Below are 25,813 nucleotides of genomic sequence, written 5' to 3' on the forward strand. Positions count from 1 at the left end.
GCTTGTGACGCCGCCGGCAAAGTTAGACGATTGAAGGCTGTTTGGTATAAATCATACATATGATTAAGTTATCAGATAATTTAATGCGGGTATGTAAAATCTGATAAAAGTGTCTGATACCAAGCTGCAGTCATACCAAGTAGCAGTCATAAAGAGTAACGAGGCGGCTGGGAGAAAGCGACACAGGCGTACTGTTTATGGCATGTTGCAACTAAAAAAGTAAAATTAATATTACGTCTTTGAACGCTACTTGGTATTTGTATGTTGAGGAGCTCTTGATGAAGCCAACAAGGTTAGACGATTGACTGCAACTTGGTATAATATACATCTTTGGTATTATTATTCGTTAGCTTTCCCTTAATTCCTGTATCTATTCTTTCCTTGTCATCTTATAAAGAGCAAACATACGATTACGCTCGGTGTAGTGGTGTACTTGACGGCAATCGTAGGTGTCGAGGATTTTTTTACAAAACCCGGTCTGCACGGGATCTGCGGTGTTACACCAGTAGTTGTAGTGAAAATAAACGTTGCCATTGTAGCGGTCAAACAGGTTGTTTAATCTGCTGACGTTTGTTGTGGCGGTAGATGTCTGTACTGCGTTGGCGCCCCACAGAAGAAACATATTTGGATTGTGGGTCAGCACAATGGAGTTGTCTTTGTCTATCATGGTAAGCATTTTCTGAGCTTCACGGTAGTCAACCCGGCACTCCCATGATTCCTCACCAAGCGCTCTTATATGAGGCATAAACGAGATAAAGACAAAACACAGTATCATTACCGGTATAAGTTTTTTGTTATTAGCGGAGGTTTTAAACATATTTTGTATTACAGAAAATCCGGCGCCGGCAAGTATCGCCATCGGCATGTATGATACCAGTGAGTAGCGTACATCCTGTCCATAGTTGTAGCTTCCTGCATAAAAAAATAAAAATATTCCCCAAAGTAATATAAACCAGAGTCCTAAAAAGAGTTTTTCTTTAAAGAAATTCTTCATGGCAACCAGCCCGACAATGGCAAGCACAGTAAAGAGTGCAGGAAATTTTACGTTGTTAAGATAGAAAAGGCCGTTGACTTTCAGGTTACCCCAGAAATAGGAAACAGCCATTCTGTCTCCGCTTGAGCCCCAGTTTTCGTTTCTGACCGAATATATCTGCAGGATATGGGTAAGGGCAAGGATCAATGAAATAAGCAAAAACAGGTAAAACATCTGTGACTTTAAGATGCTTCCGTCCTTCAACACAATATACAAAAATATAACCGGTAAGATTAATACCGCCTCAAGACGGAATTGAAGTGAAAAGGGCAGTACCACAGAGAATAAAAACAGGGATTTGTTATCTTTTTCTTTCAAATATATTAGAAAACACAGGATTGTAAAGCCGGGGAACAACAGTGCGGAGGGCTCAACAGCAGCAGTGTTGCTCCACATTATGTTTTCAGGAATCATGGCAAATATAAGGGCCGCAAATACTGAAAGAGTAATCTCATCAAAAAGCATATAACTTATTAAAAACACGGTAATAGTTGACAGCAGAAAAGTTACATTATTAAACAAAAAGCCTGTCAGTTCAGAGCTTCCAAAAAGTTTAAACAGCAGGCTTAAAAGAAACGGATACGCATATGGCTGTTTGTTAAATTCAACAATGTCACAGCCATAGACGCCGTAGTGGTTATTGCCGTCGTTACACATGCCGGCCTTGCCTAAAAAACCGATGTTTTGCCCAATGCTGAGGTAAATGTTTTCATCGTAGTAGATTCTGTGAATCCGAGGGGCCACAAAAACTACCATAACAAGAGCAAAAGCCAAAACACCACCCAGAGCGTACCATTGCCCCTTTGTTAATTTACTGAACACTGTGGTTATCGCTTTATAATTAATAACTACGCCAAGGAGTATAAGAACAAAATTAACCGCAAGACAGACAGGAATCAGTGTTATAAGATGCTGCCTTATAATTTCAGAACTATGTCTGTGAGCATAAATATGGGCTGAGACGAAAACTACAATGAAACCTGCCGCAATGAAAACCCACTTTTTATCAAAAGCTGTCTTACCCTGCGTTTTCGTTTTCAACTAAATAGCTCCCTATAGCCAAATATTTGTTTCCGGCTGTGATAAGGGTTTTAACTGCATCCGCAGGTGTGCAAACCAGCGGTTGTCCGTGAATGTTAAAACTCGTATTAAGCACAACGCCCCTGCCTGTCAAATTCTTCAACTCTAAGAGCAGATTATAAAACAAACCGTCATGTTCGTCAACAACCTGAGGTCTGCACACGCCCCTTAAACTGACTATCCCTTTCATATCCGGGACTAACTCCGGCTTCACCCTGTACCCCATAGCCATAAACTTATTATAAGTGCTGTTTCCGTTTCGATCAATCAGAGAGTCAAAGTCCTCTTTTAATATGGATGGGCAAAATGGCTGATACCACACCCTCATTTTCAACTTCAGATTAAGGCGGTTTTTAATCTCCTCGGAATTTGGAAGCGCAAGGATGCTTCTTTTGCCAAGTGCCCTTGGACCATACTCCATCCTGCCGTTAAACCAAAATACAATGTTGCCGCTTGAAATCAGTTCTGCCGCAGCTTTGGCAATGTCCGGTTTCTTTTCAAACTTCAGGTTGTGCTCTTTTAATACTGTTAAAATATCGGAATCATTGAAATCAGCACCCAAAAACACATCTTTAAACTCATATTTTGCCACCTCGTTTAAATTGTAATTGGCACACATGGCCGCACCCACGGCAAGCCCGCCGTCTCCCATGTGAGGAAATATAAAACAATCCGACACTGTGGGAAGCTCACTTATCAGCATATTTACCACGATATTAGAAAACACTCCTCCCGCAAGAGCTATATGGGTGCAATCGGTTATAGTGAGCGCATTTTTCACCAGCTCCGTCACCTTTACCTCAAGCAGTCTCTGTGCCATAAAAGCAAACTGCTCGGAAGGATACATCCAGAGGATTCTCTTTAACTGCCCGTACATTTTCAGGGAGCCGTATTTTGCGTTGACACTGAGACCGTTAATCTCAAAGAAATCCAGCAGTGGATTCTTTTTATCATCTATCGGATATGCATAATCGGCAAGCGCCATGACCTTACCCTCATCCTCAAGCTCTCTCATATTCAAAAGATTCGTCACGTGTTCAAAAAAAATACCGAATGAATCCCTTCCGTGTATTGTTTTAATTAAACTGAGCCTATTATCATCCATGAGACTTATGCCGCCGGAGAGCCCGTCTCCGATTCCGTCAAGTGTTACGACAAGGGATTTATCATATCCGCAGCAGAATGCTGCGGCTGCGGCATGGCAGTCATGATGGCTGTACTGATGGAAATCAGTCTTTTTGAATCCGATATCTTTTAGCTCTCTAGTTATCAGGTGGCGGCTGATGTAGCGGCTTGCTGCTGAGGGACCTATTTCGGTCAGCATGTACTTTGCCTTCTTCTTTAAACTCTCAAAGGCGCCCTGTTTAACTTTTCGACGCCGGATAAGATAGTACTGTTCCTTTAGGGATGGAAATGCCCGCGTCAGTGTTTTAGAAAAATCCGTAGTGCAACTGCTTATACAATTAATATCTTCAGGGCGCAGATTCAAATATCTTAAACATTCCTTTATGGAAAGAACCGGAAAACCGGCATCCAACTTTCTTCCGGAAAGTCTTTCCTCGTTTACCGCCACAAGTATTTTATTATCTTTAATGATGGCGGCCCCTGCGTCATGCCCATCCCATATGCCCATTATATACATGTGTTTATACCACCACCTTTAAAAATTTTAATGTGGAGATTATGGTTCTGAAAAGCGATTTCGGGTTTATTAATTTTATGATTCCAAAAATAATTTTTGGTCTTAAATAAAACTCCCTTACAGCCTGTGCCCTTATTTTTTCAACCTCATCAGGAGATATCCCCTTTAAAGACATAATTGCCCGCTCCTGCCGGAAAGCGTTAAAGCCGCCTTCTTGTATCCAACCGTTTGCCAGAGCTGTGATGTAAAGCTCGGAGCCCGGGAAAGGGACGGCACAGTAGAACTGTGCAAAGTCCAGGTCCAGAGCCAAAACTTTCCGTTTAGTTTCCACTGCCGAGGCAGCCGTTTCATCAGGCAGCCCGAAAATTATATGTCCTGACGTTAATATTCCTGTTTTCTTAGCTATTGAAAGCGTGTTTTTAATCTGTTCATACTCTATGTTTTTTCTCACACCTTTAAGCACCTCTGAATTAACCGACTCTATGCCAAAACTAATCATCCAGCAGCCGGCCCGCCTCATCAAGTATAATAGTTCCTCGTTGACCGTGTCAATTCTGCTGTTGCAGACCCATGAAATCTTTAGTTTACTTTCAATTAACCCCATGCAGAGTTCCTTAACAAATGCAGGATTAGCTGTGAATGTTTCAGCCCAAAAGAAATAATCATGCACTGCATATTTTTCAATGTCAGCCCTGATTTCCTCGATGATTGAGGCAACCTGTCTGAATCTTATCTTTTTCCCGTAATACGTCCGGCTTGTGCAAAATGTACATGGAAAGTGGCAGCCGCGCAGCGGCATGACCATAAGAAACGCAGTGGCTTTCAGTGGCAGCAGGTAGGAATTAATATTTATCATACTCCAGTCGGGAAACGGCAGCCTGTCCAACTCAGAGCTGAACTCTCTGTCCTCGTTGCGTATGATGTTACCGCCGGCTCCTCTGTAAGTTATTCCCCGCACCTCCGCCAAATTGTTTAAATTATTAACCGTCTCAAGGGCTGTTATTTCCGGCTCATTTCTGATAACTATGTCTAAATCCGGCCTCTGTGCAAGCACCTGCTTATCGAGCACTGTTACATGTGTTCCGATGACAACAGTGGTAATTGCCGGATTCATCGTTTTTATTAATGAGACCACTGCAAGGTCGTTATCAATTGACGGAGTGCCGGTGCTGAGAATCACAACTTCCGGCCTGAAAGAATCAATTATCACCTTAAGCCCTGTTAAATTTATGCCCTCGGCAGGTGCGTCTGTGACTCTGACATCATAACCGTTATCCTTTAGCAGTGTTGCAATATACACAAGTGAAAGGGGCGGCCACAGGGTTGACCATATACCGCTTTGCTGGGTACATCGGCCCTCTCGAGTAAACTTCTCACCTGCTGCATCAGGCGGATTAAGCAGGAGCACGGATTTATAAGGGAAGGTTCCATCTTCTCTTATAATCCCATCCGCAAGGGGGCCTGCCCCCTTAACCCCTTTATTTTGCCGGTTAGCAGTGTTAGCCATTTGTTGTTTTATGTGAGTAAAAAACTAATAATACTAAAAAATAAGTGTTGGATTTGTCAATATTTTTGTATCGCAGTGGTATGCAATGAAGATATCAAAAATTCATGTGTATTTTTGCCTTGACTTTCCCTTCCCTTCAACCGTTAAAATAGGAGCACTAATGAAATGAAAACATATTGAAATATGGAAAGATTGCTTCTTAAATCCTCTTAAAACACACAAAGTTGGAAAGGAACTAATGACTGCATATGGAAACAGCCTTAATAGTGCTTAATCAGGCAGGGGCCTCTGTTGCTGAGAAAATTGCAGGGGAAATACCTGCAAGGATATTTGTTAAAAATGAAGCTCTTCAGTATCTAAACACCATGCCTGATGTAGAAGGCTATAACAGGCTTTCTGAGTGTGTATCCGCCAATTTTAATAAATACAGACGGTTTGTTTTTATCATGTCAATGGGCATAGTAAACCGCACCATAGCACCACTGATTAAGGACAAACGTACCGACCCTGCCGTGGTGACTCTTGATGAGTCCTGCCGGTTTGCCATAAGCACACTTTCCGGGCATGAGGGAGGTGCAAACGAGCTTACCTTTATAATCAGCTCGATAACCGGTGCAGAACCGGTAGTAACAACAAAGACAGAGTCGGACCGTATCTACATCGTGGGGGTTGGCACAAAGAAAGGCGCCCTTAAAGAGGATATAGTACATGCCATTACGGAGGGCTGCAGGATGGCTGGTATTACGCCCTCCAAACTCCGCTGTATTGCCACAGCGTGGGTTAAGAAAGATGAAAAGGGACTCTTACAGGCAGCAGCCGAGCTTTCCCTCCATATCAGATTTATACCGAAATGGATGATTGAGCACTACTATAATGTCACTGCACAAGCCGTGCGTTCTGAGACTGCGTTTAAATCCGTGGGAGTGCATGGGGTGTCGGAGTCATCGGCGGTGCTCTCAGGTAAGAATGCCCAACTGGTGCTTCCTAAAACCGTATTTAAGAAAGTCACAATTGCCATGGCAAAGGAGACACTTTTATTTAGCCGTAAGGCAGCCTATAAACCCAGGGATATGGTGTTGATTCTGGGTGGTACGACAGAGGGGGTTTGTGAGGCACAGAGGCTTGAGAGTGAGGGCGTCCCTTTTTATATTTCTACAGCCACAGAGTATGGGTATAATTTGTTTAGGGAAAAATTTGGTGACAAGGCGGTATTAGAGAATTTTACACATGCCTCACTTAAAAAGTTTATAAATGAAAAAGAGGTTAGAAGAATTATAGATTGCACACATCCATATGCACAGGTTATCACTCCTCTTGCGCAGAAGGTATCGGCGGAGCTTCAGATAGAGTACTTTCAGAAATCACGGAGCACGGATGTGACGGATGATTTGGGCTACGACAAGCTGGTATTTGTAAAATCGCTGGATGAGTGTGTAAAGAGGATTTTAGAGCTAAAGATAAAAAAGCCGCTTTTTACAACCGGCAGCAAAGAGCTTGGCTTTGTTAAGCAGTTGTCGGCTCATGGCATAAGTGATGTCTATGTACGGGTACTGCCGTTTGAAAATTCCATATCAAGCTGTCTGAGTACCGGAGTAAAGCCGCAAAACATAATAGCTATGCATGGGCCCTTTAGTGCGGAGCTTAACACCGCCGTAATCCGTCTTTACGGGATAGATTGCCTGATAACCAAAAAAACCGGCAAAGAGGGTGGATTTTTTGAAAAGGCATCGGCTGCTATGGAGTGCGGGATTTTCATCTTTGTAGTTGAGAGGGAGGGCTGATGTCTGCTGTTGTGTATTTTGTGGGAGCAGGCCCGGGAGACCCTGAGCTAATCACAATTAAGGGTAAGAGGCTCATAGAGCGGGCGGATTTGATTATCTATGCGGGCAGCCTTGTTAATCCTGAAATATTTAAAGGCACAGCGGCCCAGGTGGTTGATTCATCCGCCCTTACCCTTGAAGAGTTGACAGCCCTGATGGAGAAGTGGACATCGGAAGGTAAAACGGTGGTACGTCTTCATGCGGGGGATTTGTCATTTTACAGTGCCATATCGGAGCAGACGGAGAGGTTGGCGGAGTTAAATATAGATTACGAGGTGGTGCCGGGAGTGTCCTCTTTGGGGGCGGCATCGGCAGCCCTGAGGCAGGAGCTGACTATCCCTGAGATAAGCCAAAGCGTGATTATAACGCGCCTTGAGGGCAGAACACCGGTACCTGAGTGTGAAAGACTTTCAGCTCTTTCCCTTCACAATGCCACCATGGTGATTTTCCTGAGTGTATCAATGACAGAGCAGGTGGTGGAGGAGCTCAGGGCTGGGTACAGGGACACAACACCGGTAGTGGTGGTGGAGAGGGCCTCGTGGCCCACGCAGAGGATTATCAGAGGAACACTGTCTGATATTGCCTCAAAGGTAAAGGAGGCAGGGGTAAAAAAGACGGCGCTTATTTTAGTGGGAGAGGCGTTAAGGGCGTCTGAGGAGCCCACCGGTAAGACATCTAAACTTTATGATGCTGATTTTAAACATGGCTGCAGGGGATAACTTTTTTTAAATTTAAATACAGGGGTTCTGAATGAAAGGTAAGATATTTGTAGTTGGCACCGGGCCGGGCAGACGGGCGCTTATGACAACAGAGGCCCAAAAAGCAATAGAAGAGTCGGAAGTAATCGTGGGATACAGGATTTATGTGGACTTGATTCGTAACATGTTAACAGGTAAAGAGGTCGTTACAACCGGTATGACACATGAGGCAAAGCGTTGTATGGCAGGAATTGAGATGGCCTCCAGGGGAAAGGTAGTCTCAATAATCAGCAGTGGCGACCCCGGCGTGTATGCCATGGCAGGGCTTGTACTGGAGCTGATGAAAAATTGCTCCTCAGAGACTGCACCGCCGTGGGGCTCTGACAGCACAAATCGTCCTGATGTAAAAATCATCTCAGGTGTCCCTGCTCATTGTTCATGCGCATCCCTTCTGGGTGCTCCTGTTATGCACGACTTTGCAGCAATCAGCCTATCTGACAGACTAACCCCGTGGGAACTGATAGAGAAGCGCCTGCATAGCGCCTCAGTGGCTGATTTCGTTATAGTCATATATAATCCAAAAAGCAGAGGGCGCAGCCATCATATAAACAAAGCCCGTGACATCATGCTTAAGTACAGGGCGGAGGGTACTCCCGCAGGAATAGTAAAGGCCGCCATGCGAGATGATGAAACTGTAGTGCTTACAACTCTCGGTGATATGCTTAATCATGAAATAGATATGCAAACCACAATAATTGTGGGTAACTCACAGACGTTTTGCTGGGAAAACTGGATGATTACCCCCCGCGGGTATAGACTCGCCCCGGAAGCCGAAATTTGAAGCGGCAGGTATCCGCTCAACAATGCGCATAGTATTTGTAACGGGAGGGTCAAAAAGCGGCAAGAGCTCATTTGCACTGAAAACTGCGGAGAGTTACACAGGAAGAAAAGCGTATATTGCAACGGCTCAGGCCCTCGATGATGAGATGTCTGAGCGTATAGAGGCACACCGCAGGCAGCGCAGTAACCTCTGGGACACGGTGGAGGAACCGCTCCATATCCATAAAACCATCTCCTCATTAACCGCCACACATGAGGTTATTATCGTGGATTGTCTGACACTGTGGCTGTCAAATATTTTGCTCAGAGAGCCGCAGTCCACAAATGATGAAGTTTACAGCACTTTTTCCAAACTAACGGATTCTCTGACAACTGCAAAACATGTAAACCCGGATGGAGCAATTATTTTGGTATCAAACGAGGTTGGGCTTTCCATAGTGCCGGATAACCTCCTTGCACGGCTTTTCAGAGACTACGCCGGTGTCCTCAACCAGCAGGTAGCGGCTGTCTCCGACGAGGCATATTTAATTGTTAGCGGTTTGTCTCTCAGGTTAAGGTCTTTGGTGTCAGGTCTTGACATAGATGGAGTAGTTTGAAATCTCCCCAATGCAGGGCATATGCGTCTTACCCACTAAGTCTCATATATATGTCTTTAAATATATGAGCGCATTTTTTTTCTGTGTTTAATTCTATATTTTCATCTACCACACGGATGTACTTTGCAGTTCCACCAATCTCTCTAACAGGTTCGTAAACGCCTGGGGTCCACTATAGTATTCCGGAACAAAACCGGAACGAGTGGATAAATTAATGAATTGGCACATTTTATTTTAGTGCATTAATTTATCCAAATGTTATAATAATGTCAAATGCCTAAACGCTATGATAAAGTTATAAAGGAGATACTGAAGGATGTCGTAGATACCCTAATTACAGAGGTAATCGGGTTAAAAATAGTTAAATCCACGGCAATAGAAACTAAACTTCAGATAACGAATGAGCGAGAGGCTGATTTTATTTTACTTGTGGAATTTGAGGATGGTTCTAAGTCTATTTTACATATTGAATTTCAGGCAACTAATTATTCAAGGATGGAGTATCGGGAGTTGGAGTACTGGACATATATAACGGTAGTTCATGGAATACAACCGATACAATATGTGTTTTACATAGGCAACGAACCGCTAACGATGAAAAACACCATACAAACTGATACTCTGAACTACAGGTATAACCTAATCGATATGCGCAATGTTGATTGCGAAAAATTCTTGTACTCGGAGAAACCTCAAGAGGTGATTATATCAATCTTGTGCAATTACCAAAAGAAAGGTGTTAAAATATTTATACGAGAGATATTAAACCGGCTAAATGAACTTGTGAAGGAAGAAACGCTTCGTGCAAAGTACATAAGGCAGGTGGAAGTCCTGTCGCAACTAAGAGATTTGCAGGATGAAGTATGTAAGGAGGCGGAGGATATGGCATTAGTTTATAATTTAGAAAGAGATGTGAGATTTAAACAAGGACGACAACGGGGATTGTTTGAGGGTGAAAGGAAAGGACTACTTGAAGGTAAGCGGGAAGGGTTGCTTGAAGGGATTGAAGGGATGCTTGAACTAAAATATGGCTATGCCGGACTTGAGTTGATAAATTCAGTCAAAGCCATAAGTACTATAGAAAAATTAGAAGATTTCAAAAACTTTATAAAGAAAGCCGGTTCAGTGGATGAATTGAAGGAGTTTTTGACATGAGTATATAAAACTCATGAGGGGATGGCGTTGTAACACCACCCCCCAGAATTTATAACAACCACTCAATAGGCAAACTTATTGGTTCCGTCCTCACAGGTATGCCCGACCAAATTACGTTTAGGCGATGTTGTTCCCTGAAAACAACTCATAGGAACATCGCTACAGGTTACAGTTGAAGACGTTATAGCCCCGCTAAATTCACTATCCCCGCTTGAGGTTGTCCCTGTAAATGCTAATTTACCACTATAGCCTGTAGAACTGCCTGACGTTAAATCAGACAAGAAGATTGTTGTACTGCCTGTAGTCATGGTGTTGCCTGAAAATGTCATCAGTTGAGTTGTCTTAGCATCTACACTAAAACTTGTACCTGCTGTTTGATTTGCTGAACCACTTTCTACCGTCATTGTTGTAAATGAACCTGTTACCGGGCTTGTTGATACATTAGATACAACACAATAAACCACATTATTCGTATTTGTATGAATATACGGCATATAATATGTTGCAGTATCGGCTTTATCGGCTATTGTTAAACTTAAAGTTATTGTTATCAGTAATGCTGTTAATGTATATGCTATTATCTTTTTCATTTGTATTGTCTCCTTGTTATAACAATTATCAATAGTATGTTCATATTAATTTTTTTAAAAGATGAGATTACCCTCCCCTGAAGGGGATTCCCCTGGTCGCTAACGCTCCTCGTAATGACAAATAAAAAAACGTTGGAGCAACAACCCCGTGCCGTCATTGCGAACCCCCGCAGGGGCTGTGGCAATCTCAGCCTTTAAAGTTGCCAACGGAATTTTGCAAACCACTATAATCTTAATGAGCATAGTAGCTGCTGCCATCGTAACAAAGAATTCCCGATAAGTTTCTCTTAGGGCTTGTTGTTCCCTGGAAACACGCAATCCCGATAGTGCTGCAACTAGCCGATGTATCATTAGAAGCAAATGTCAATTTAGTTCCATACATTACAGATGCGCTTGATGCGCCGCCTGTATTGTTAAGCAAACTTATTGACGTTGAACCAGTTGTTACGGTTTGTCCTGAGAACGTAATCATCTGGGTGCTCTTCGCTAGGAGTGAGAAAGTAGTAGCCTCATATGATTGTGTTGGTTTTAATGTCGCGCCATTTGCCAAAACCATTACATAACCTGTAGCTGATGATGTTGTCATGTTACTTGCCATGCAGTAAAGCACCTGATTTGTATGTGTTTGAAGATACGGCATTATATAACTTATATTTTTGGTAGTGCCTGTTGTGGTTAAAGAAGTCGTTGTGGTTAGGGATGTTGTTGTGGCTATGGCTGTGGTAGTGGTTGAGAGTGCTGTTGTGGTTGTTGCTGTGGTTGTTGTGGCATATGACCCCAGTATTTGTATTTCTTCAACTGAAATGTTATTATCCGAACCGCCTCCTGAGCTTGCCGAAGGACTGAGCCTGTCGAAAAACGCTCCCGAGCGAGAATACAGTCTTTTTTTAATGACATGGATTCCGGCTTTCGCTCGGAATGACAGAAAAAAAGGAATGACAGAAAAGGAAAAAGGAATGACGCCCTCCTTTGTCATTCCCGCCTACGAGCGGGAATCCAGTCCCTTTTTTCTTCCTATGTAGTTCTGGTTTTGAAGGTGAGTTAGTGACATAGGTTAAAAAAGACAATACTTTACCATAAGCCGGAAATGGCAGAGCTTTGTGCAAAACTGGTTTTTCTTTTTTGTTAGTGTGAAATGGTTGGTGAGTATTTACTGCTTTTGCGATAGATAGATGTTGCCTGATTAATTGCTCTTTTTTAGTTAAAAGCATATAAAACACTTCCGCCTGCTGCCTCCCTACATTTTGAAGATAACTATAGAAAATATGTTAGTGCACAAAGCAATGGCAAGTGGTTTCAATGTAACAAGCTAATATGTATCATCACCCTTGACGATTTCTGTTAACTCATGGATATCATTGTATCTGCTGTTTAAGTGCTTGAGTACCTTAGTGCCAAGCGGGGTTATGGAGTAGCCCTGGGCCTCGCTGCTGGAGATTAGCTGCAGTTGTTTCAACTTAATCATAAACATTTTAATCATATCCGGTGGTATGTCAACCGGTTTTTCAAGGTCTTTAAAACGCACATGCCCCTGCTGTTTAAGCAATTGTAACGTCTTTGCAATCCAGGGTTTAAAACTTTTCTGCTCCAGTATAAGCAATTGCTCTTTTATGTTGAAAATATCTGATTCCTTTATATTGCCCATAGCCCTCTGATAATCCTCGATGTTCTCACCAAGATATTCAAACTCAATCCTTACCGCTCTTTCTGTTTCATAGTTATAATCAGCATCATAATCAAGGGCCTTCATAAAATGGTGACGAAAATCCTCAAAAGTCTCGTAACCGGCACACCGGATCTCTTCCTCTGTTATATCCATAAGGTCTTTAAAGTTAACATCCAAAACCCGGAGATAACCCACATTTTGAGCCCTGTAGATTTTACCCTTAAGAAACTTAAACGTATCCCAGTACCTGAAAGCAAGCGTTATAGTGCCAGCTTTTATACCATCACGTCTTATTCTGTCAAACACTAACATCGTAATACTTACACTAACATATCTGAATAAAAAAATCAAGTAACTTTAGACATTAAGTTAAAATTAATTTTTGGATGATATTCAAAATAAAAAAAGGCTAAATACCAATATATTTATCTCAGACCTCCGATTTATCCTTTTCAGCGGATTTTCCAATTCCGACTATCATGTTTTCCGGGCCTACATCCATAATTCTGACGCCCTGGGTGTTTCTGCCGGTTACCGGTATGTTTTCAGCCGGTGTGCGTATCAGCTTGCCCGCCTTTGTGATAAGCATTATCTCATCCTCATCACGAACCTGTATAAGGCCTACCGCCATGCCGCCCTTTTCTGTTATCTTTATTGATATAACCCCCTGCCCCCCGCGGCTCTGAGCACTGTAGCCTGCCGCTTTTGTCCTCTTGCCATAACCAAGCTCCGTAACAGTCAGCAGGGTTGAGCGTTCATCTATCACATCAGCAGACACTACTGCATCCTTTTTCTTTAAGCGTATGCCGATAACCCCTCTTGCACCACGCCCCATATCACGAACGTCTTCCTCGTTAAACCTGATAGCGTGTCCCAGCTGTGTCCCTATTATCACGTCAGATTTCCCGTCTGACATCTTTACAGCAATCAGCTCGTCGTCATCATCTATTGAAATCGCTATAACCCCCTTGCTGCGGGGATTACTGAACTCAGCCAGTTGAGTTTTCTTTACAATACCCTTTTTTGTAAACATCATAAGATATCCGCTCTGAAACCCTTTAACAGGCAGTGCTGTGGCCAGTTTTTCACCATGTTGTAACTGAAGCAGGTTCACTATGGCCTTACCCTTTGTCGCCCGCCCGGCCTCCGGTATCTGGTAAACCTTCAACCAGTAAAGCCGCCCAAGGTTTGAAAAAAACAGGATATGGTCGTGCGTAGAGCCTATAAACAACTGTTTGACATAGTCCTCCTCACGCGTCTCCATTCCGATTGAGCCCTTGCCACCGCGCCTCTGCCGCCGGTACTCAGACAGTGGATTGCGCTTTATATAGCCGTTGTGGGAAACCGTTATCACCATCTCCTCAACAGTGATTAAGTCCTCGGCGCATATCTCTGAAATGTCGGAGACAATCTCAGTGCGCCTCTTGTCGGCATACTTTTCCCTGATTTCCTTCAGCTCGTTTTTTATAATCCCGGCAATGAGGGCCTCACTTGCCAAAATTGCCCTCAGACGCTCTATCTCCTTTATGACATCGTTGTACTCACTTACTATTTTTTCCCGCTCAAGACCGGTTAATCTCTGCAGACGCATCTCAAGAATTGCATTGGCTTGTATCTCAGACAGTGGAAACTCAGTCATTAGGCCGCGCCGCGCTATCTCAGGGGTTTGAGCCGCCCTGATGAGCGTGATTATCGCATCCAGATTATCCAGCGCAATCTTAAGCCCCTCCAGTATATGGGCACGCTCCTCCGCCTTTCTTAAATCAAACCGCGTGCGGCGTATCACTATCTCACGCCTGTGCTTAAGGAAATGGTTTAAAATGGTCTTAAGCCCCATCACTCTTGGCTGCCCCTCGGAAAGCGCCAGCATTATTATTCCAAAGGTAGATTCCATAGCCGTATGTTTATACAGATTATTTAAAACCACCTGAGCCATTTCATCCCGTTTTATCTCTATCACCATTCTGATGCCGTCACGGTCGGACTCATCCCTCAAGTCGGAAATCCCCTCTATTTTCTTCTCTCTCACCAGCTCCGCTATTTTTTCCATAAGACGAGCTTTATTAACCTGATACGGAAGCTCCGTCACGATTATACTCTCCCCGCCGCGGGAACGCTGCTCAAAATTAGCCTTTGCACGTACCTTTATCTGTCCCCTGCCTGTCTCATAGGCATTGATTATCCCCTGAAGGCCAAAAATAATACCTCCCGTCGGGAAGTCCGGCCCTTTTATGTGCTGCATTAAATCACGGGTTTGAACGTCGGAATCTGTGTTTTCAAGCAGATATATCAGGGCGTCTATTACCTCGCCAAGGTTGTGCGGAGGAATGTTTGTAGCCATACCGACCGCTATGCCTGAGGCCCCGTTTATGATAAGGTTGGGAACGGTTGCCGGTAGAACCACCGGCTCCTCCGTGGTTTCATCAAAATTGGGGATGTAATCAACGGTTTCCTTATCTATGTCGTTAAGCAGTTCCTCGGCAATCTTAGCAAGCCGCGCCTCGGTATATCTATAGGCTGCAGCAGGGTCGCCGTCCATGGAGCCGAAATTACCCTGCCCGTCAACCAGCGGATACCTCATGTTAAAGTCCTGAACCATGCGCACCAACGCATCATATACGGAGCTATCCCCGTGAGGATGATACTTCTTCAGCACCTCCCCGACCACACCGGCGCTCTTGGAATACCGCCGGCTTGAGAGCAGCCCCTCTCTGAACATCGCATAAAGAATACGCCTCTGCACCGGCTTTAAACCGTCTCTTACCTCCGGCAGCGCCCTGCCTATTATTACGCTCATAGCGTAATCCAGGTAGCTTACCTTCATCTCCTCTTCTACGCTTATCGCTATTGTTGACATTGTCTCACTTTTCCTTATTTATGGGTTTTATTATTCTTTCCATCAGTTCATTGCTCATTCGGATTGCCAAGACCTCATCAGTTTTGGCAGTTTCAATCACCTTCTTTGCCTCTCCCTCATCAAGTAATTCAAATTGATTTTGGCATGGACAGAAACTATTATTTAGATCACCTGGTTCAAATTTATCTAAGTTATCACCATAACTTCTTTTATTCGTTTGTATTATCTTCTGACCTATATCACTGAGTAAATACACAAACAATTTGTTTATAATTTGTTCACCAAACATATTTGGATAAAAAGAATGAAAGCATGTAAAATTAATCGCTGTCGTAAAATTTCTTATTACTTTTAGACGGCCTCTGTTAAATACACCAAACAAAATTGGAGCAGGATTTCTTTGTTCAATTTTATACCATGGATTTCTTTTTTTTGTAAGATACCTTTCATGATATCCCTTCTTTTCACCCTCTTTTATATAATTATTAATTTCATGGTTTTCGTGGTTTTTTACATCTAAACAATGAACAGCTTTATCTGCATTATAGAGTGCATTAAAATCATTGTCGCTAAATACTGCTTTTCTTATTTGTGGGCTTTTTGTAATACATTTACATAGATTAGTGTCATCTATTTTTAATTTTTTAATATTTGATTTTGTTAGAGCAAAAAAATCATTTGCGCCGGTAGCAATACCTCTCGTAAATGTGCCATATAGAGATAATTTACAGAAACTATCTGAGGGTTGTTGTTTTATGAATAATGATAATATAATCGGTGTCCATTTTTTATTATATGGCAAATCCAATGTGTTGATTTTACGCTGATAGAAATTACTAATATCAGATATTTTATCAATTTCCTCATTGGCTTTGATTTGTGTAATTTTTACAGCTTCTTCTTTCCCGTCATTTTTACAAAGAAGCACACAGACTGTTGTAGTTACATCCGGAAAAATTTCTTTTTCATTTGAAAATATTATTATTTGCTTTAACAAATGATTCTCAAGCAGACTTCCCTTAACTTCATTACCATAGCCGGTATTAAAAAACTCGAAAGGCATAATGAAAGCCAAATTACCATTTACTTTAAGTTCTTTTAAGGCTTTCATAAGAAAAACAGAGGAGATGTTAGAATACCCAAGAAGTTTCTTCCCTATTTGTTCCTCAATTTTTGGCAGCACATTGTGGCGGTTAAGAAACTTTTGAAATCTCATATATGGCGGGTTGCAAATTATCCCATCAAAAGACCCAACTTCAGATTCAAGGTAATCGTTATTGATAATTTGAAGATTCATACTGTTTCTATTATGGTTCCGATACGCAATAATATGGTTATCAATTTCATAACCAACAAATAGCGATTGTTTTCCTGAATTAATTTTCATTACTTCATCATAAAAAACTCCCAAACCAAATGCCGGATCCAATATGATTTCTGGATTATCTTGCATAACCCATTCTGCCAAAAGACGCGCAACAGGATTAGGAGTAAAGAACTGGCTATAATTTTTCCGATGTTTTATAGGAGTTTCCGATATGTATTTTGATTCAAGCATTGATAACGTCCCTTACAAATACATCGCTATCGAGATATCCTTTTCCACCTTTAAATGTGACATAAAATAATAGACGGCCTCTGTCTAACTCCTTCATAGCCGATTTATGTTCAGGCATTTCAATCTTTCCAATTATTTCCCTTCCAATTTGTACATTTATCTTTATCGTAGTTTTGCCTTGATTTTTTATATCACTCTCTATCGAGAAATTATTGCCGTCATTGTTATCGCTTGAGATCAATGTTAGAATATTCTTAAAGGATATTATATATGCTTTATCAAAAAATACCTGTAGATAGAAATGTTTAACATTGTAATTTTGTATCCATCTGTTGACAAGAGCAATATCCTCTATTTTTGGCGTAATGCTTAAATAATCACGTTTATGCAATATTTTTATATTTTCTTTTAAATCTTTCAATAATGTTGTTAAATCTGTCAGTTGATTAGTTAATGACCATGATGGACACCGAAAGTCTAATTCTCTAAAAGTGTCATCAGTAGCGTTTAACAGTAGATTGTAAATGGTTTCGTTTTTACGCCTTAATAGATTACCCAAATCAGTATTTAAAATTGTGTTTCTAATGTCTGTGCATTTATTAATCGCTTGTTGTTGCCTTTCACGCATGAATACAGAATATTTATCCGCTAAAAACGAGCTTGACCTTACCTCAAGAGCGGCAACCGATTGCCTTATGTGTTCATCATTTTCTATATCAATGTTTCTGTTAGGAAAATCAGTAACCTTAAATAGAAGAATATCAGGCCTTTTCCCTATAACATTAAGTTCATTTTGATATTCTCTATAAAAGTCAGCAAACCCATCATTACCCGACGCTATTGATTCAGAGTGGCCATATTCAACAGCAAAATAATCATTTGAATATTCATTGATTGCCTTAAAAACAATATTTTCCGCCCAGTCGCCCTGTTCTTTGTTTGTAAGAAATTCTGAGCTTGCCATCGTTGGAGGGCGACCGCTCAGTTGTATTTCGGTATCAATATCCAGCGGCGAATTCTTAATCAAATCAAGAACATCATCTTTGTACATATTCATCAAAAATTTATCCTGACTTTATTGAATAAACTATACATCAATATTCCTTGCATCAAGAGCGTACTTGGTTATAAACTCTTTTCTGGGCTCAACGGCATCTCCCATTAAAATTGTAAATATAGCGTCTGACTGTACCGTGTCCTCTATGGTAACCTGCAGGAAGATCCTCCGCTGCGGGTCCATCGTTGTCTCCCACAACTGATGAGGATTCATCTCCCCCAACCCCTTATACCGCTGTATGTGAAGCCCCTTTCTTGCTATTTTCATTACAAACTCCAAAACCTCCGTTGGGCTGCCAAACTCATGGTCAACCCCCTGATGGCTTATAACATACGGCGGCTCTCCCATGTCTTCCACTATCGCATGATAATTCCTGAGCTCTTTATACTCCGGTGATTTTATATAATTAAGACTGAGTGATAAACCCTTATTTTGCCTTTGCAGTTTTACTGAATAACTCATGTGCTCCTTGTCAAACACTATCTCACTCCACTCTGTATCCTTGTAAATATCTTTTATTACGGCAAGAAAATCCATGAGCTTTCCCTCGTCTTTTAACGTATCCTCCAGATTTTTAAATTTCAGCACGTATCTGAGCAAATCACTGTCACTTTGTCTTCTTACATGCCATTCGATTAGCTTTTCATAAGACATGAGCCTTTTGAAATGCGGCAGGAGGGTTTTACCTCTGAGTTCTGACCCCTTTATTGTTGTCTCAAGCTCGGAAACGGCAAGCTCAAAAAGCATGTCCTGAAGTTCCCCGTCGTTTTGTACGTATTTCTCGGTTTTACCTTTTTTTACTTTGTAGAGGGGGGGCTGTGCGATATAGAGGTATCCGCGCTCTATAATTTCCGGCATTTGGCGGTAAAAGAAGGTTAGCAGAAGAGTCCTGATATGGGCGCCGTCCACGTCTGCATCAGTCATCAGGATGATTCTGTGGTACCTGAGCTTGGCGATGTCAAACTCATCAGAGCCGATGCCTGTACCAAGGACTGTAATCAGGATACGAATCTCCTCGGAGGAAAGCATCTTATCAAAGCGTGCCTTCTCGACATTTAAAATCTTACCCCGCAGAGGCAGTATGGCCTGAAAGCGTCTGTCTCGCCCCTGCTTTGCCGAACCTCCGGCGGAGTCACCCTCCACTATGTAAATCTCACTCTGTGCCGGGTCTTTTTCCGAGCAGTCGGCAAGTTTGCCGGGAAGGCCGGAGTCCTCAAGGGCACCCTTACGGCGTGTGAGTTCCCTGGCTTTCCGGGCCGCATCCCGTGCCCGCAGTGCCTGTATGGATTTTTCTATTATTTTCTTAGCCGTTGATGGGTTCTCTTCAAAGTACTTCCCCAATGAGTCATTCACTATTGACTCCACTATGCCCTTAATTTCGGTGTTACCCAGTTTCATCTTTGTCTGCCCCTCAAACTGGGGATTTTGCACTTTTACACTTATTACAGCAGTAAGGCCCTCACGCACATCCTCGCCTGAGAGGGAACCCGTTTTCATAAGTCCTGCGGCTCCGGCATAAGCGTTGGCGGTTCTGGTCAGAGCCGCCTTAAAACCCGTCAAATGAGTGCCGCCCTCACGGGTGTTTATGTTATTGGCAAAGGTGTATATGAGCTCTGTGTAACCGTCATTATATTCAAGGGCAATTTCCACGTGGCAGCCTTCACGCTGCCCCGATATATAAAGGGGTTTGTCCTGAACTGTAACCTTGTTTTTATTTAAATGCTCAACAAAGGACACTATGCCGCCCTCATAGAGAAACGTATGCCGCCGTTCGGAGCTCTCCTCCGACAGGGAAATACTGAGCCCTTTGTTAAGAAAGGCCAGCTCTCTTAATCGCTGAGCAAGGGTGTCAAAGCTAAACTCCGTGTTTTCAAAAACTTTAGGGTCCGGCTTAAAAGTGATTTTTGTACCCCTCACTTCCGTCTCACCTACAACGGTAAGTCCACAGGCGGGCTTACCACGCTCAAACCGCTGCTGATATACTTTACCCTCTTTTTTTATCTCAACCTCAAGCCACTCACTGAGGGCGTTAACCACAGAGACCCCCACTCCGTGAAGTCCACCTGAGATTTTGTATGCCTTAGAGTCAAACTTGCCCCCGGCGTGAAGCTCCGTCAAAACAATTTCTGCAGCAGTACGCTTTTTAGGGTCCCCCGGATGCACCTCCACAGGAATCCCCCGCCCATCATCTATGACCGTGCAACTGCCGTCATGGTGAAGGGTCGTCTCTATGTTTGTGCAATGCCCGGCAAGTGCCTCATCAACACTATTGTCAACCACCTCATAAACCAAATGGTGAAGACCCTCTATGCCGGTTGATCCTATATACATAGCCGGTCTTGCCTGTACCCCTTCAAGACCTTTCAATATTTGTATTGACTCAGCCTCATACGACACATCCCCTGCTGCGGAAGTACCATTTGAGACCACGTCGTCACGGCTATTTTCCATTAATCCACCCCTGTGTTACCATTGTTTTTTTACATTACTAATTAACTATCAGCACAAATCAGCCGCTTGTTGTTTTTTGCACCTTTTTAACTAAAACAACACCGGTTTCAGTATTAAAAATTATCTTTCTCCCCTGGTTGCCACCTATGTCAGAGCCTGCTATCATAATCTTTTCCTCCGCAAGCAAGTCCTGGGCTATCATTATGTTTCTCTCGCCGACATTTAAGAGCCCGGAGGAGTTTTGCATTATTGCGGCACCGCCAAAAACCTTTGCCTGAATGTTTCTCCTGTTACAGCCAAACGATACCACTTTCTCAATGAGTTTTATAATGGCAATGTTTCCGTACTTGGGAGAGGCCAGCCCTTCCCCGTTCCAAAGCGGAAGCAGGTAGTGGTTCATCCCGCCACACTTAAGCTGCATGTCCCACAAGCATACGGAGATGCAGGAGCCCAGCACTGTGGTTATCGCATAGGGGGACCTATCGGCAAGCAAAGTTCCCGGATATAAAAAATGTTCGTTCATCTATATATTAAAACTGCTGCGCATCGTCAAAAAGAAAATCATTACCATCAGAGGAGAAAGACTCCAGCTCAATCTGACCCTCCAGCTCCGGCAAAATTACTGTAAACAGAGTCCATTTATCCACCTCAGACTCAACCGTTACTTTACCATTAAGCAGGTCAACAAGGGTCCTTATTATGCTTAAACCCAGGCCATGCCCCCTGTGAGACTTCATTGTTCCTACATCAACCTGTACAAATCTGTCAAATATCGCCCGGAGATTCTTGTCTTGTATCCCTATACCATAGTCTTTTACTTCAATGTGCAGTTTAGCTTCTTTCTTTGAAACTCTTATCTCTACAATACCATCCTGTTTGTTGAATTCTATTGCATTACTTATCAGATTTGTAAGTATCAGATGAAGCTTTTCAGAGTCGGTTACAAAAAACAACTGTCTGCCGTCTCCTTCTGCAGCATCATCAACAAGCGGAGAGAAGTAAATTTTAACACCTTTTTTTCCCGCTAAGTTATTAAAGGAATCAATGACGTCTGAAACGAGAGAAACGATATCAACCATAACGTGGGTCAGAGTAGTCTCCCCTGATTCAAGTTCGGCGGCCATAAAAATATTTTTCAACTGGAAATCCAGCACAAATGACTCCTCGTGAATCAACTGTGCCATCAGTGTGATATCGTCACATTCCATGTGTGAGGCTTTTTTATAAAGCTGCTCGGAAAAACCCAGAATGGAGGTCATGGGGTTGTTAATTTCATTTTTTATATTTGACAGAAAATTACTCCTGAGCGACTCGGACTCTTGCAGCCTTAAATTAACCTCCTCAAGTTTTTTGGTCATTATACGTATATCGGAAATCGCCTTTTCCCTCTCCCCAAACCGTTTCTTTAATTCCTCTATAAGCTCGGCATCTGTCAGTTGTTTCATCATATTATATCCTCACAGGCATAATAACACATCTGTAGTTCTCAGTGCCCTCTTCCATAAAAAGCGTGGGATTTTGGCTGTCCAGGAATTTAACAACTACATTTTCAGCTTCCATACTTAAGAGCAACTCCAGCAGGTACCTCGAATTAAAACCGACATTAATGGCTTCGCCGTCAAAATTGACCTCCATGGAATCACGCGCCTCACCCAATTCAGGGTCGGTAGCAAATATTTCCATTTCATTTTCATTTATGTCTATCTTTATAATCTTGCTTTTGTCACGATTTATTACTGAGACTCTCTTTAAGACTGTTATGAACTCCTCACGGTTTATTGTAGCGGTTTTATCATTATTTTTTGGTATTACCTGATCGTATGTGGGGTATGAACCCTCTATAAGTTTGGTAAGAAACTCTTTTTCAAAAAGATTAAATCTGATGTGGTTCTGAGAGAGGTCAAAAGATATCTCACCGTCTATGCCGGTTAAGAATTTCTTTAATTCAGTTACACTCTTGCGCGGCACTATAAGCTTTAATTCATCTGTAAAAGGAACATCTATAGGTGTTTCAATAACAGCAAGCCTGTGACTGTCGGTACCAACCAGCAGCATCTTTTTTTGCTCCCCAAAGATGTGAAACAAAACCCCGTTTAAAGTGTAACGGGGGTCAGCCTCTCCAGCGCTGTAAAGCGTCTTTTCAATCATGCCAAGGAGCTTATGGGCATTAATTACAATTTGCTTATCCTGCTCGATTTCAGGCCACTGGGGATACTCCTCACTTTCCAGAGCTGCTATACGAAAGTAACTCTTGCCGGCTTTAATACTTACCCAGTTGTTTTCAGTTTCTTCAAATGCTATCTCACCTGTTATCTCGCGGGCGATTTCATATAGTTTCTTTGCAGGAAGGCAAAACTTCCCTGGTTTTTCCACACTTGCCGTCGTTACCGGCTCCTTTATGGCCATGTCAAGGTCAGTTGCATAAATAGTGCTCCCGTCATTTTCCACATTTAGCAGAAAATTACTAAGTACAGGCGTGGTCGCCTTTTTCTCTATAATGCTCTGGATGTCTGAGAGCTTTCTCTGTAGCTCAGAGCTGTCTATTTTAAAATTCATACCCGTTTACCTCCCAGGTTTATGGTTTTATTCTGTTTATCAATTGATCCACAACTTTGCTGAAGTTTTCGTCACTTTCAATTTTGCTCTCAACTTGCTTACAGGCATAAATAACCGTAGCATGGTCTTTTCCTCCAAAGGACTTTCCTATATCGCCAAGAGATAAATCCGTCAGCTTTTTTATAATATACATAGCCACCTGTCTGGGAACTGTCACCTCTTTGGTACGCTTTTTAGCCTTTATGTCTATTGGTTTTATGTTGAAATACTCAGAAACTGTTTTTTGTATATACTCAATGCTTATTGGTTTAAAATCATCAACAAATACATCCTTTAAGACGTTCTTTGCCATGGAAATATTTATAGGATTTCCTGTCAGATTGGAATTAGCGGCTAATTTAATGAGGCAGCCCTCCAGTTCTCTTATGTTAGAGCGAATACGCGTGGCAAGATAGTAGGCCATATCATCTTGCAGGAAAATTTTCTGCGCTTCCGCTTTTCTTTGTAAGATTGCAACTTTCAGCTCCACAGACGGAGGTTGAATATCTGCAATTAATCCCATTGTAAAACGGGATTTAAGGCGGTCTGTTATTGAAGTCAATTCTTTTGGAGGTCTGTCCGCCGAAATTATTATCTGTTTTTGTTTTTCGTAGAGGGCGTTAAAAGTGTGAAAAAACTCCTCCTGAGTTTGAGTTTTATTTGCTATGAATTGTACATCGTCAATAAGGAGGGCGTCCAGTCCCCTGTACTTGTCTTTTAATTCGCCCATCTTTTCGTGCCTTATGGCAGAGACCACCTCATTAGTAAACTGCTCCGATGATACGTACATAACAGCGGCATTATGGTCGGTATCTATAACCATGTTGCCGATTGCACTTATCAGATGTGTCTTACCTAAGCCGACATCACCATAAATGAAAAGTGGATTATATGTTTTTCCCAGTGACTCCGAAACAGCAAGGGCTGCTGCATGGGCAAACTGGTTACTTGGGCCTACCACAAAGTTATCGAAAGTATATTTTGGATTAAGATGAATTCCCCTGTTGGCTAATCTAGTCCGGCGGGTTTGCATCATAGTGTCTTTTTTTGAAAGCTCGTTCGACTGCCCCTGATCTACTTTAAAAACAACACTCATTTGTTTCAAAAGTACGTTTTCCAATGCCTTGTTAAATAGATTAGGGTAATTGTCCTCTATCCATTCCCTGAAAAATCTGTTGGGAACCGACAACACAGCTCTGTTGTCTTTGATTTCCAGCGGCTTTACAGGTTTAAACCACAGCTCAAATGCCGAACTACCCACGGATTCCTGTATAACGCCTTGTACCCTCTGCCAAATCTCTTCAATATCCATAAGTTTTTAACAAATTATCAACAATTGTTAATAATTTATAAATAACTCCTTTCAAAAATCGGTAGTATATTGTTAATATTTAAATATAATTTTAAATTGTTAATAAGTGTGTAAAAACTGCTAAATTCCCAACAACAAACCAAACACCATAAGCAGGCATTAAATCTGTGGCCACAGCAGGTTCTCAACAAATTAACACCACCTACTATTACTGCTGTTTTCTTTATATAAATAGTAATAGAAGGATTAAGCATTTTTTCTCCAAAGTAAAAACTCCTTAATGAAGGAACCTATTTCACCGTCAAGCACAGCGTTAACATTACCCATTTCATAACCTGTTCTGTGGTCTTTTATTAATCTGTAGGGGTGAAGTACGTAAGAACGAATCTGGTTTCCCCATTGGATATTTTTTTTATCTCCGATTATTCCGTCAAGTGTTTTCTCCTGCCTGGCAACCTGCAGCTCATAGAGTCTTGATTTAAGAATTCTCATGGCTCTTTCCTTGTTTTTATGCTGAGAGCGTTCATTTTGGCAAGAAACTACAATTGAAGAGGGCAAGTGTGTGATTCTTACGGCGGAGGAGACTTTATTAACATGCTGTCCTCCCGCCCCCGATGCCCTGAATGTGTCAATTCTTAAGTCATCATCTTTGATTTCTATCTCGATGTCTTTTTCTATTTCAGGATAGGCCAGCACTGCGGCAAATGATGTATGCCGTCTTTTGTTGGTGTCAAACGGGGAGATTCTGACAAGCCTATGTACTCCTATTTCAGAGCTCAGGTAGCCGTAGGCATAGGGCCCGGTAAATGTTATCATGACACTTTTAATGCCTGCCTCATCACCGCTTAATAAATCAACGATATCGGCCTTATATGAGTTAAGTTCGGCCCATCGTAAGTACATCCTCATCAGCATCTGTGCCCAGTCCTGGCTTTCAGTGCCGCCGGCTCCTGGATGAATTTCCACAATAGCGTTACAGTCGTCAAACTTTCTACTGAGAAGGTGCTTTAACTCAAGAGAATCTATTTTCTCTACCGTGCTGTTTAGTTTCTCTTCAAACTCACTTACAAACAGTTGGCCGTCCTCCTCATCAAGTATTGAAAGAGACTCCATCAGGTAGTTGACATCGCCTTCCACATCAAGAAAAGACCTAACTATGTCCTGAACTCTGGACTGTCTTTTTTTAAGCTCAGAGACCTTTTCATGGCTGGACCAGTTTTCCGTTATACCCAGTTGAATTTCTATATCGGATATTTCCTTAAGCAGGTTTTCCACCTCAAAGATAGCCTCTGAGATGATTTAATTTCAGTTCCAGCGGCTTAATTTTCTCTTTTATTTCTACAAGCCCAATCATAA

The 25,813-nt window shown here is 42.2% G+C and carries 22 protein-coding genes; 6 read left to right on the forward strand and 16 right to left on the reverse strand.

The genetic code is table 11. The features are described 5' to 3' along the window. Positions 1–370: 370 nt before the first annotated feature. Genes H7844_00625 through H7844_00635 form a run of 3 tightly spaced genes read right to left on the reverse strand, consistent with a single transcriptional unit; the run spans position 371 to position 5,262 of the window. A complete protein-coding gene (locus tag H7844_00625) occupies positions 371–2,074 on the reverse strand; it encodes a glycosyltransferase family 39 protein (protein MEO5355786.1) in 1,704 nt (567 codons plus the stop codon). Then, complete coding sequence (locus H7844_00630; GenBank protein MEO5355787.1) at positions 2,052–3,755, reverse strand: hypothetical protein; 1,704 nt, start codon at positions 3,753–3,755, stop codon at positions 2,052–2,054. The genes H7844_00625 and H7844_00630 overlap by 23 nt, the downstream gene beginning before the upstream one ends. Before the next feature lie 4 nt (positions 3,756–3,759). Next, positions 3,760–5,262, reverse strand: a complete 1,503-nt coding sequence (locus H7844_00635) for a radical SAM protein (GenBank protein ID MEO5355788.1) — start codon at positions 5,260–5,262, stop codon at positions 3,760–3,762. 248 nt (positions 5,263–5,510) lie between these two features. On the opposite strand from H7844_00635, the gene cobK reads away from it, so the two are divergent. The 5 genes from cobK (at position 5,511) to H7844_00660 (ending at position 10,371) form a co-directional block, all read left to right on the forward strand. After that, positions 5,511–7,043 (forward strand): precorrin-6A reductase, encoded by a 1,533-nt coding sequence (gene cobK, locus H7844_00640; protein ID MEO5355789.1) that lies wholly within the window; start codon positions 5,511–5,513, stop codon positions 7,041–7,043. Continuing rightward, positions 7,043–7,801, forward strand: coding sequence for a precorrin-4 C(11)-methyltransferase (gene cobM / locus H7844_00645; GenBank protein ID MEO5355790.1), 759 nt, complete (start codon positions 7,043–7,045; stop codon positions 7,799–7,801). Before cobK ends, cobM begins: the two co-directional genes overlap by 1 nt. A gap of 31 nt (positions 7,802–7,832) precedes the next feature. Next, entirely contained in the window at positions 7,833–8,621 is a 789-nt protein-coding gene (cobJ, locus tag H7844_00650) for a precorrin-3B C(17)-methyltransferase (protein MEO5355791.1), read from the forward strand. A 22-nt stretch (positions 8,622–8,643) separates the two neighbouring features. After that, a complete protein-coding gene (cobU, locus tag H7844_00655; GenBank protein MEO5355792.1) occupies positions 8,644–9,216 on the forward strand; it encodes a bifunctional adenosylcobinamide kinase/adenosylcobinamide-phosphate guanylyltransferase in 573 nt (190 codons plus the stop codon). 273 nt (positions 9,217–9,489) lie between these two features. Further along, positions 9,490–10,371 carry a hypothetical protein gene (locus H7844_00660; protein ID MEO5355793.1) on the forward strand — a complete coding sequence of 294 codons (882 nt, stop codon included), beginning with the start codon at positions 9,490–9,492 and terminating at the stop codon, positions 10,369–10,371. Positions 10,372–10,433: 62 nt separating this feature from the next. Here the strand turns inward: H7844_00660 and H7844_00665 are convergent, their stop codons facing one another. From H7844_00665 to H7844_00675, 3 genes are all read right to left on the reverse strand, one after another. After that, positions 10,434–10,961, reverse strand: a complete 528-nt coding sequence (locus H7844_00665) for a hypothetical protein (protein MEO5355794.1) — start codon at positions 10,959–10,961, stop codon at positions 10,434–10,436. Between the two features lie 99 nt (positions 10,962–11,060). Continuing rightward, positions 11,061–11,204: a hypothetical protein gene (locus tag H7844_00670; GenBank protein MEO5355795.1), complete on the reverse strand. Its 144-nt coding sequence runs from the start codon at positions 11,202–11,204 to the stop codon at positions 11,061–11,063. Continuing rightward, complete coding sequence (locus H7844_00675; protein MEO5355796.1) at positions 11,194–11,559, reverse strand: hypothetical protein; 366 nt, start codon at positions 11,557–11,559, stop codon at positions 11,194–11,196. The genes H7844_00670 and H7844_00675 overlap by 11 nt, the downstream gene beginning before the upstream one ends. A 73-nt stretch (positions 11,560–11,632) precedes the next feature. Here H7844_00675 and H7844_00680 point away from each other — a divergent pair, with 73 nt between their 5' ends. Then, positions 11,633–11,983 carry a hypothetical protein gene (locus H7844_00680; GenBank protein ID MEO5355797.1) on the forward strand — a complete coding sequence of 117 codons (351 nt, stop codon included), beginning with the start codon at positions 11,633–11,635 and terminating at the stop codon, positions 11,981–11,983. Positions 11,984–12,270: 287 nt separating this feature from the next. Here H7844_00680 and H7844_00685 read toward each other — a convergent pair whose 3' ends face one another. From H7844_00685 to prfB, 10 genes are all read right to left on the reverse strand, one after another. Then, positions 12,271–12,933 carry a hypothetical protein gene (locus H7844_00685; protein ID MEO5355798.1) on the reverse strand — a complete coding sequence of 221 codons (663 nt, stop codon included), beginning with the start codon at positions 12,931–12,933 and terminating at the stop codon, positions 12,271–12,273. Positions 12,934–13,057: 124 nt separating this feature from the next. Continuing rightward, positions 13,058–15,484, reverse strand: coding sequence for a DNA gyrase subunit A (gene gyrA, locus H7844_00690; protein ID MEO5355799.1), 2,427 nt, complete (start codon positions 15,482–15,484; stop codon positions 13,058–13,060). A gap of 4 nt (positions 15,485–15,488) precedes the next feature. Beyond that, entirely contained in the window at positions 15,489–17,042 is a 1,554-nt protein-coding gene (locus tag H7844_00695) for an SAM-dependent methyltransferase (GenBank protein MEO5355800.1), read from the reverse strand. Further along, on the reverse strand, positions 17,035–18,093 hold the full coding sequence (locus tag H7844_00700; protein MEO5355801.1) for an AccI family restriction endonuclease: 1,059 nt from the start codon (positions 18,091–18,093) through the stop codon (positions 17,035–17,037). The genes H7844_00695 and H7844_00700 overlap by 8 nt, the downstream gene beginning before the upstream one ends. Before the next feature lie 36 nt (positions 18,094–18,129). Then, complete coding sequence (gene gyrB, locus H7844_00705; GenBank protein MEO5355802.1) at positions 18,130–20,550, reverse strand: DNA topoisomerase (ATP-hydrolyzing) subunit B; 2,421 nt, start codon at positions 20,548–20,550, stop codon at positions 18,130–18,132. Positions 20,551–20,608: 58 nt separating this feature from the next. After that, positions 20,609–21,073, reverse strand: coding sequence for a chemotaxis protein CheD (locus H7844_00710; protein ID MEO5355803.1), 465 nt, complete (start codon positions 21,071–21,073; stop codon positions 20,609–20,611). 7 nt (positions 21,074–21,080) lie between these two features. Then, complete coding sequence (locus H7844_00715) at positions 21,081–21,998, reverse strand: HAMP domain-containing histidine kinase (GenBank protein MEO5355804.1); 918 nt, start codon at positions 21,996–21,998, stop codon at positions 21,081–21,083. A gap of 1 nt (position 21,999) precedes the next feature. After that, the gene (gene dnaN, locus H7844_00720) at positions 22,000–23,106 is read right to left on the reverse strand and encodes a DNA polymerase III subunit beta (protein ID MEO5355805.1); all 1,107 of its coding nucleotides are present in this window, start codon (positions 23,104–23,106) and stop codon (positions 22,000–22,002) included. Between the two features lie 19 nt (positions 23,107–23,125). Continuing rightward, a complete protein-coding gene (gene dnaA / locus H7844_00725; GenBank protein MEO5355806.1) occupies positions 23,126–24,457 on the reverse strand; it encodes a chromosomal replication initiator protein DnaA in 1,332 nt (443 codons plus the stop codon). A 246-nt stretch (positions 24,458–24,703) separates the two neighbouring features. Further along, positions 24,704–25,811 (reverse strand): peptide chain release factor 2 gene (prfB, locus tag H7844_00730; GenBank protein MEO5355807.1). Its coding sequence is split into 2 segments (ribosomal slippage): positions 24,704–25,747 and positions 25,749–25,811, totalling 1,107 coding nucleotides; the frame shifts between segments, so codons are not numbered across the junction. Positions 25,812–25,813: the final 2 nt, after the last annotated feature.

The sequence above is a fragment of the Nitrospirae bacterium YQR-1 genome (assembly GCA_039908095.1).
In the GTDB taxonomy this organism is placed as follows: Bacteria; Nitrospirota; Thermodesulfovibrionia; order Thermodesulfovibrionales; family Magnetobacteriaceae; genus Magnetomonas.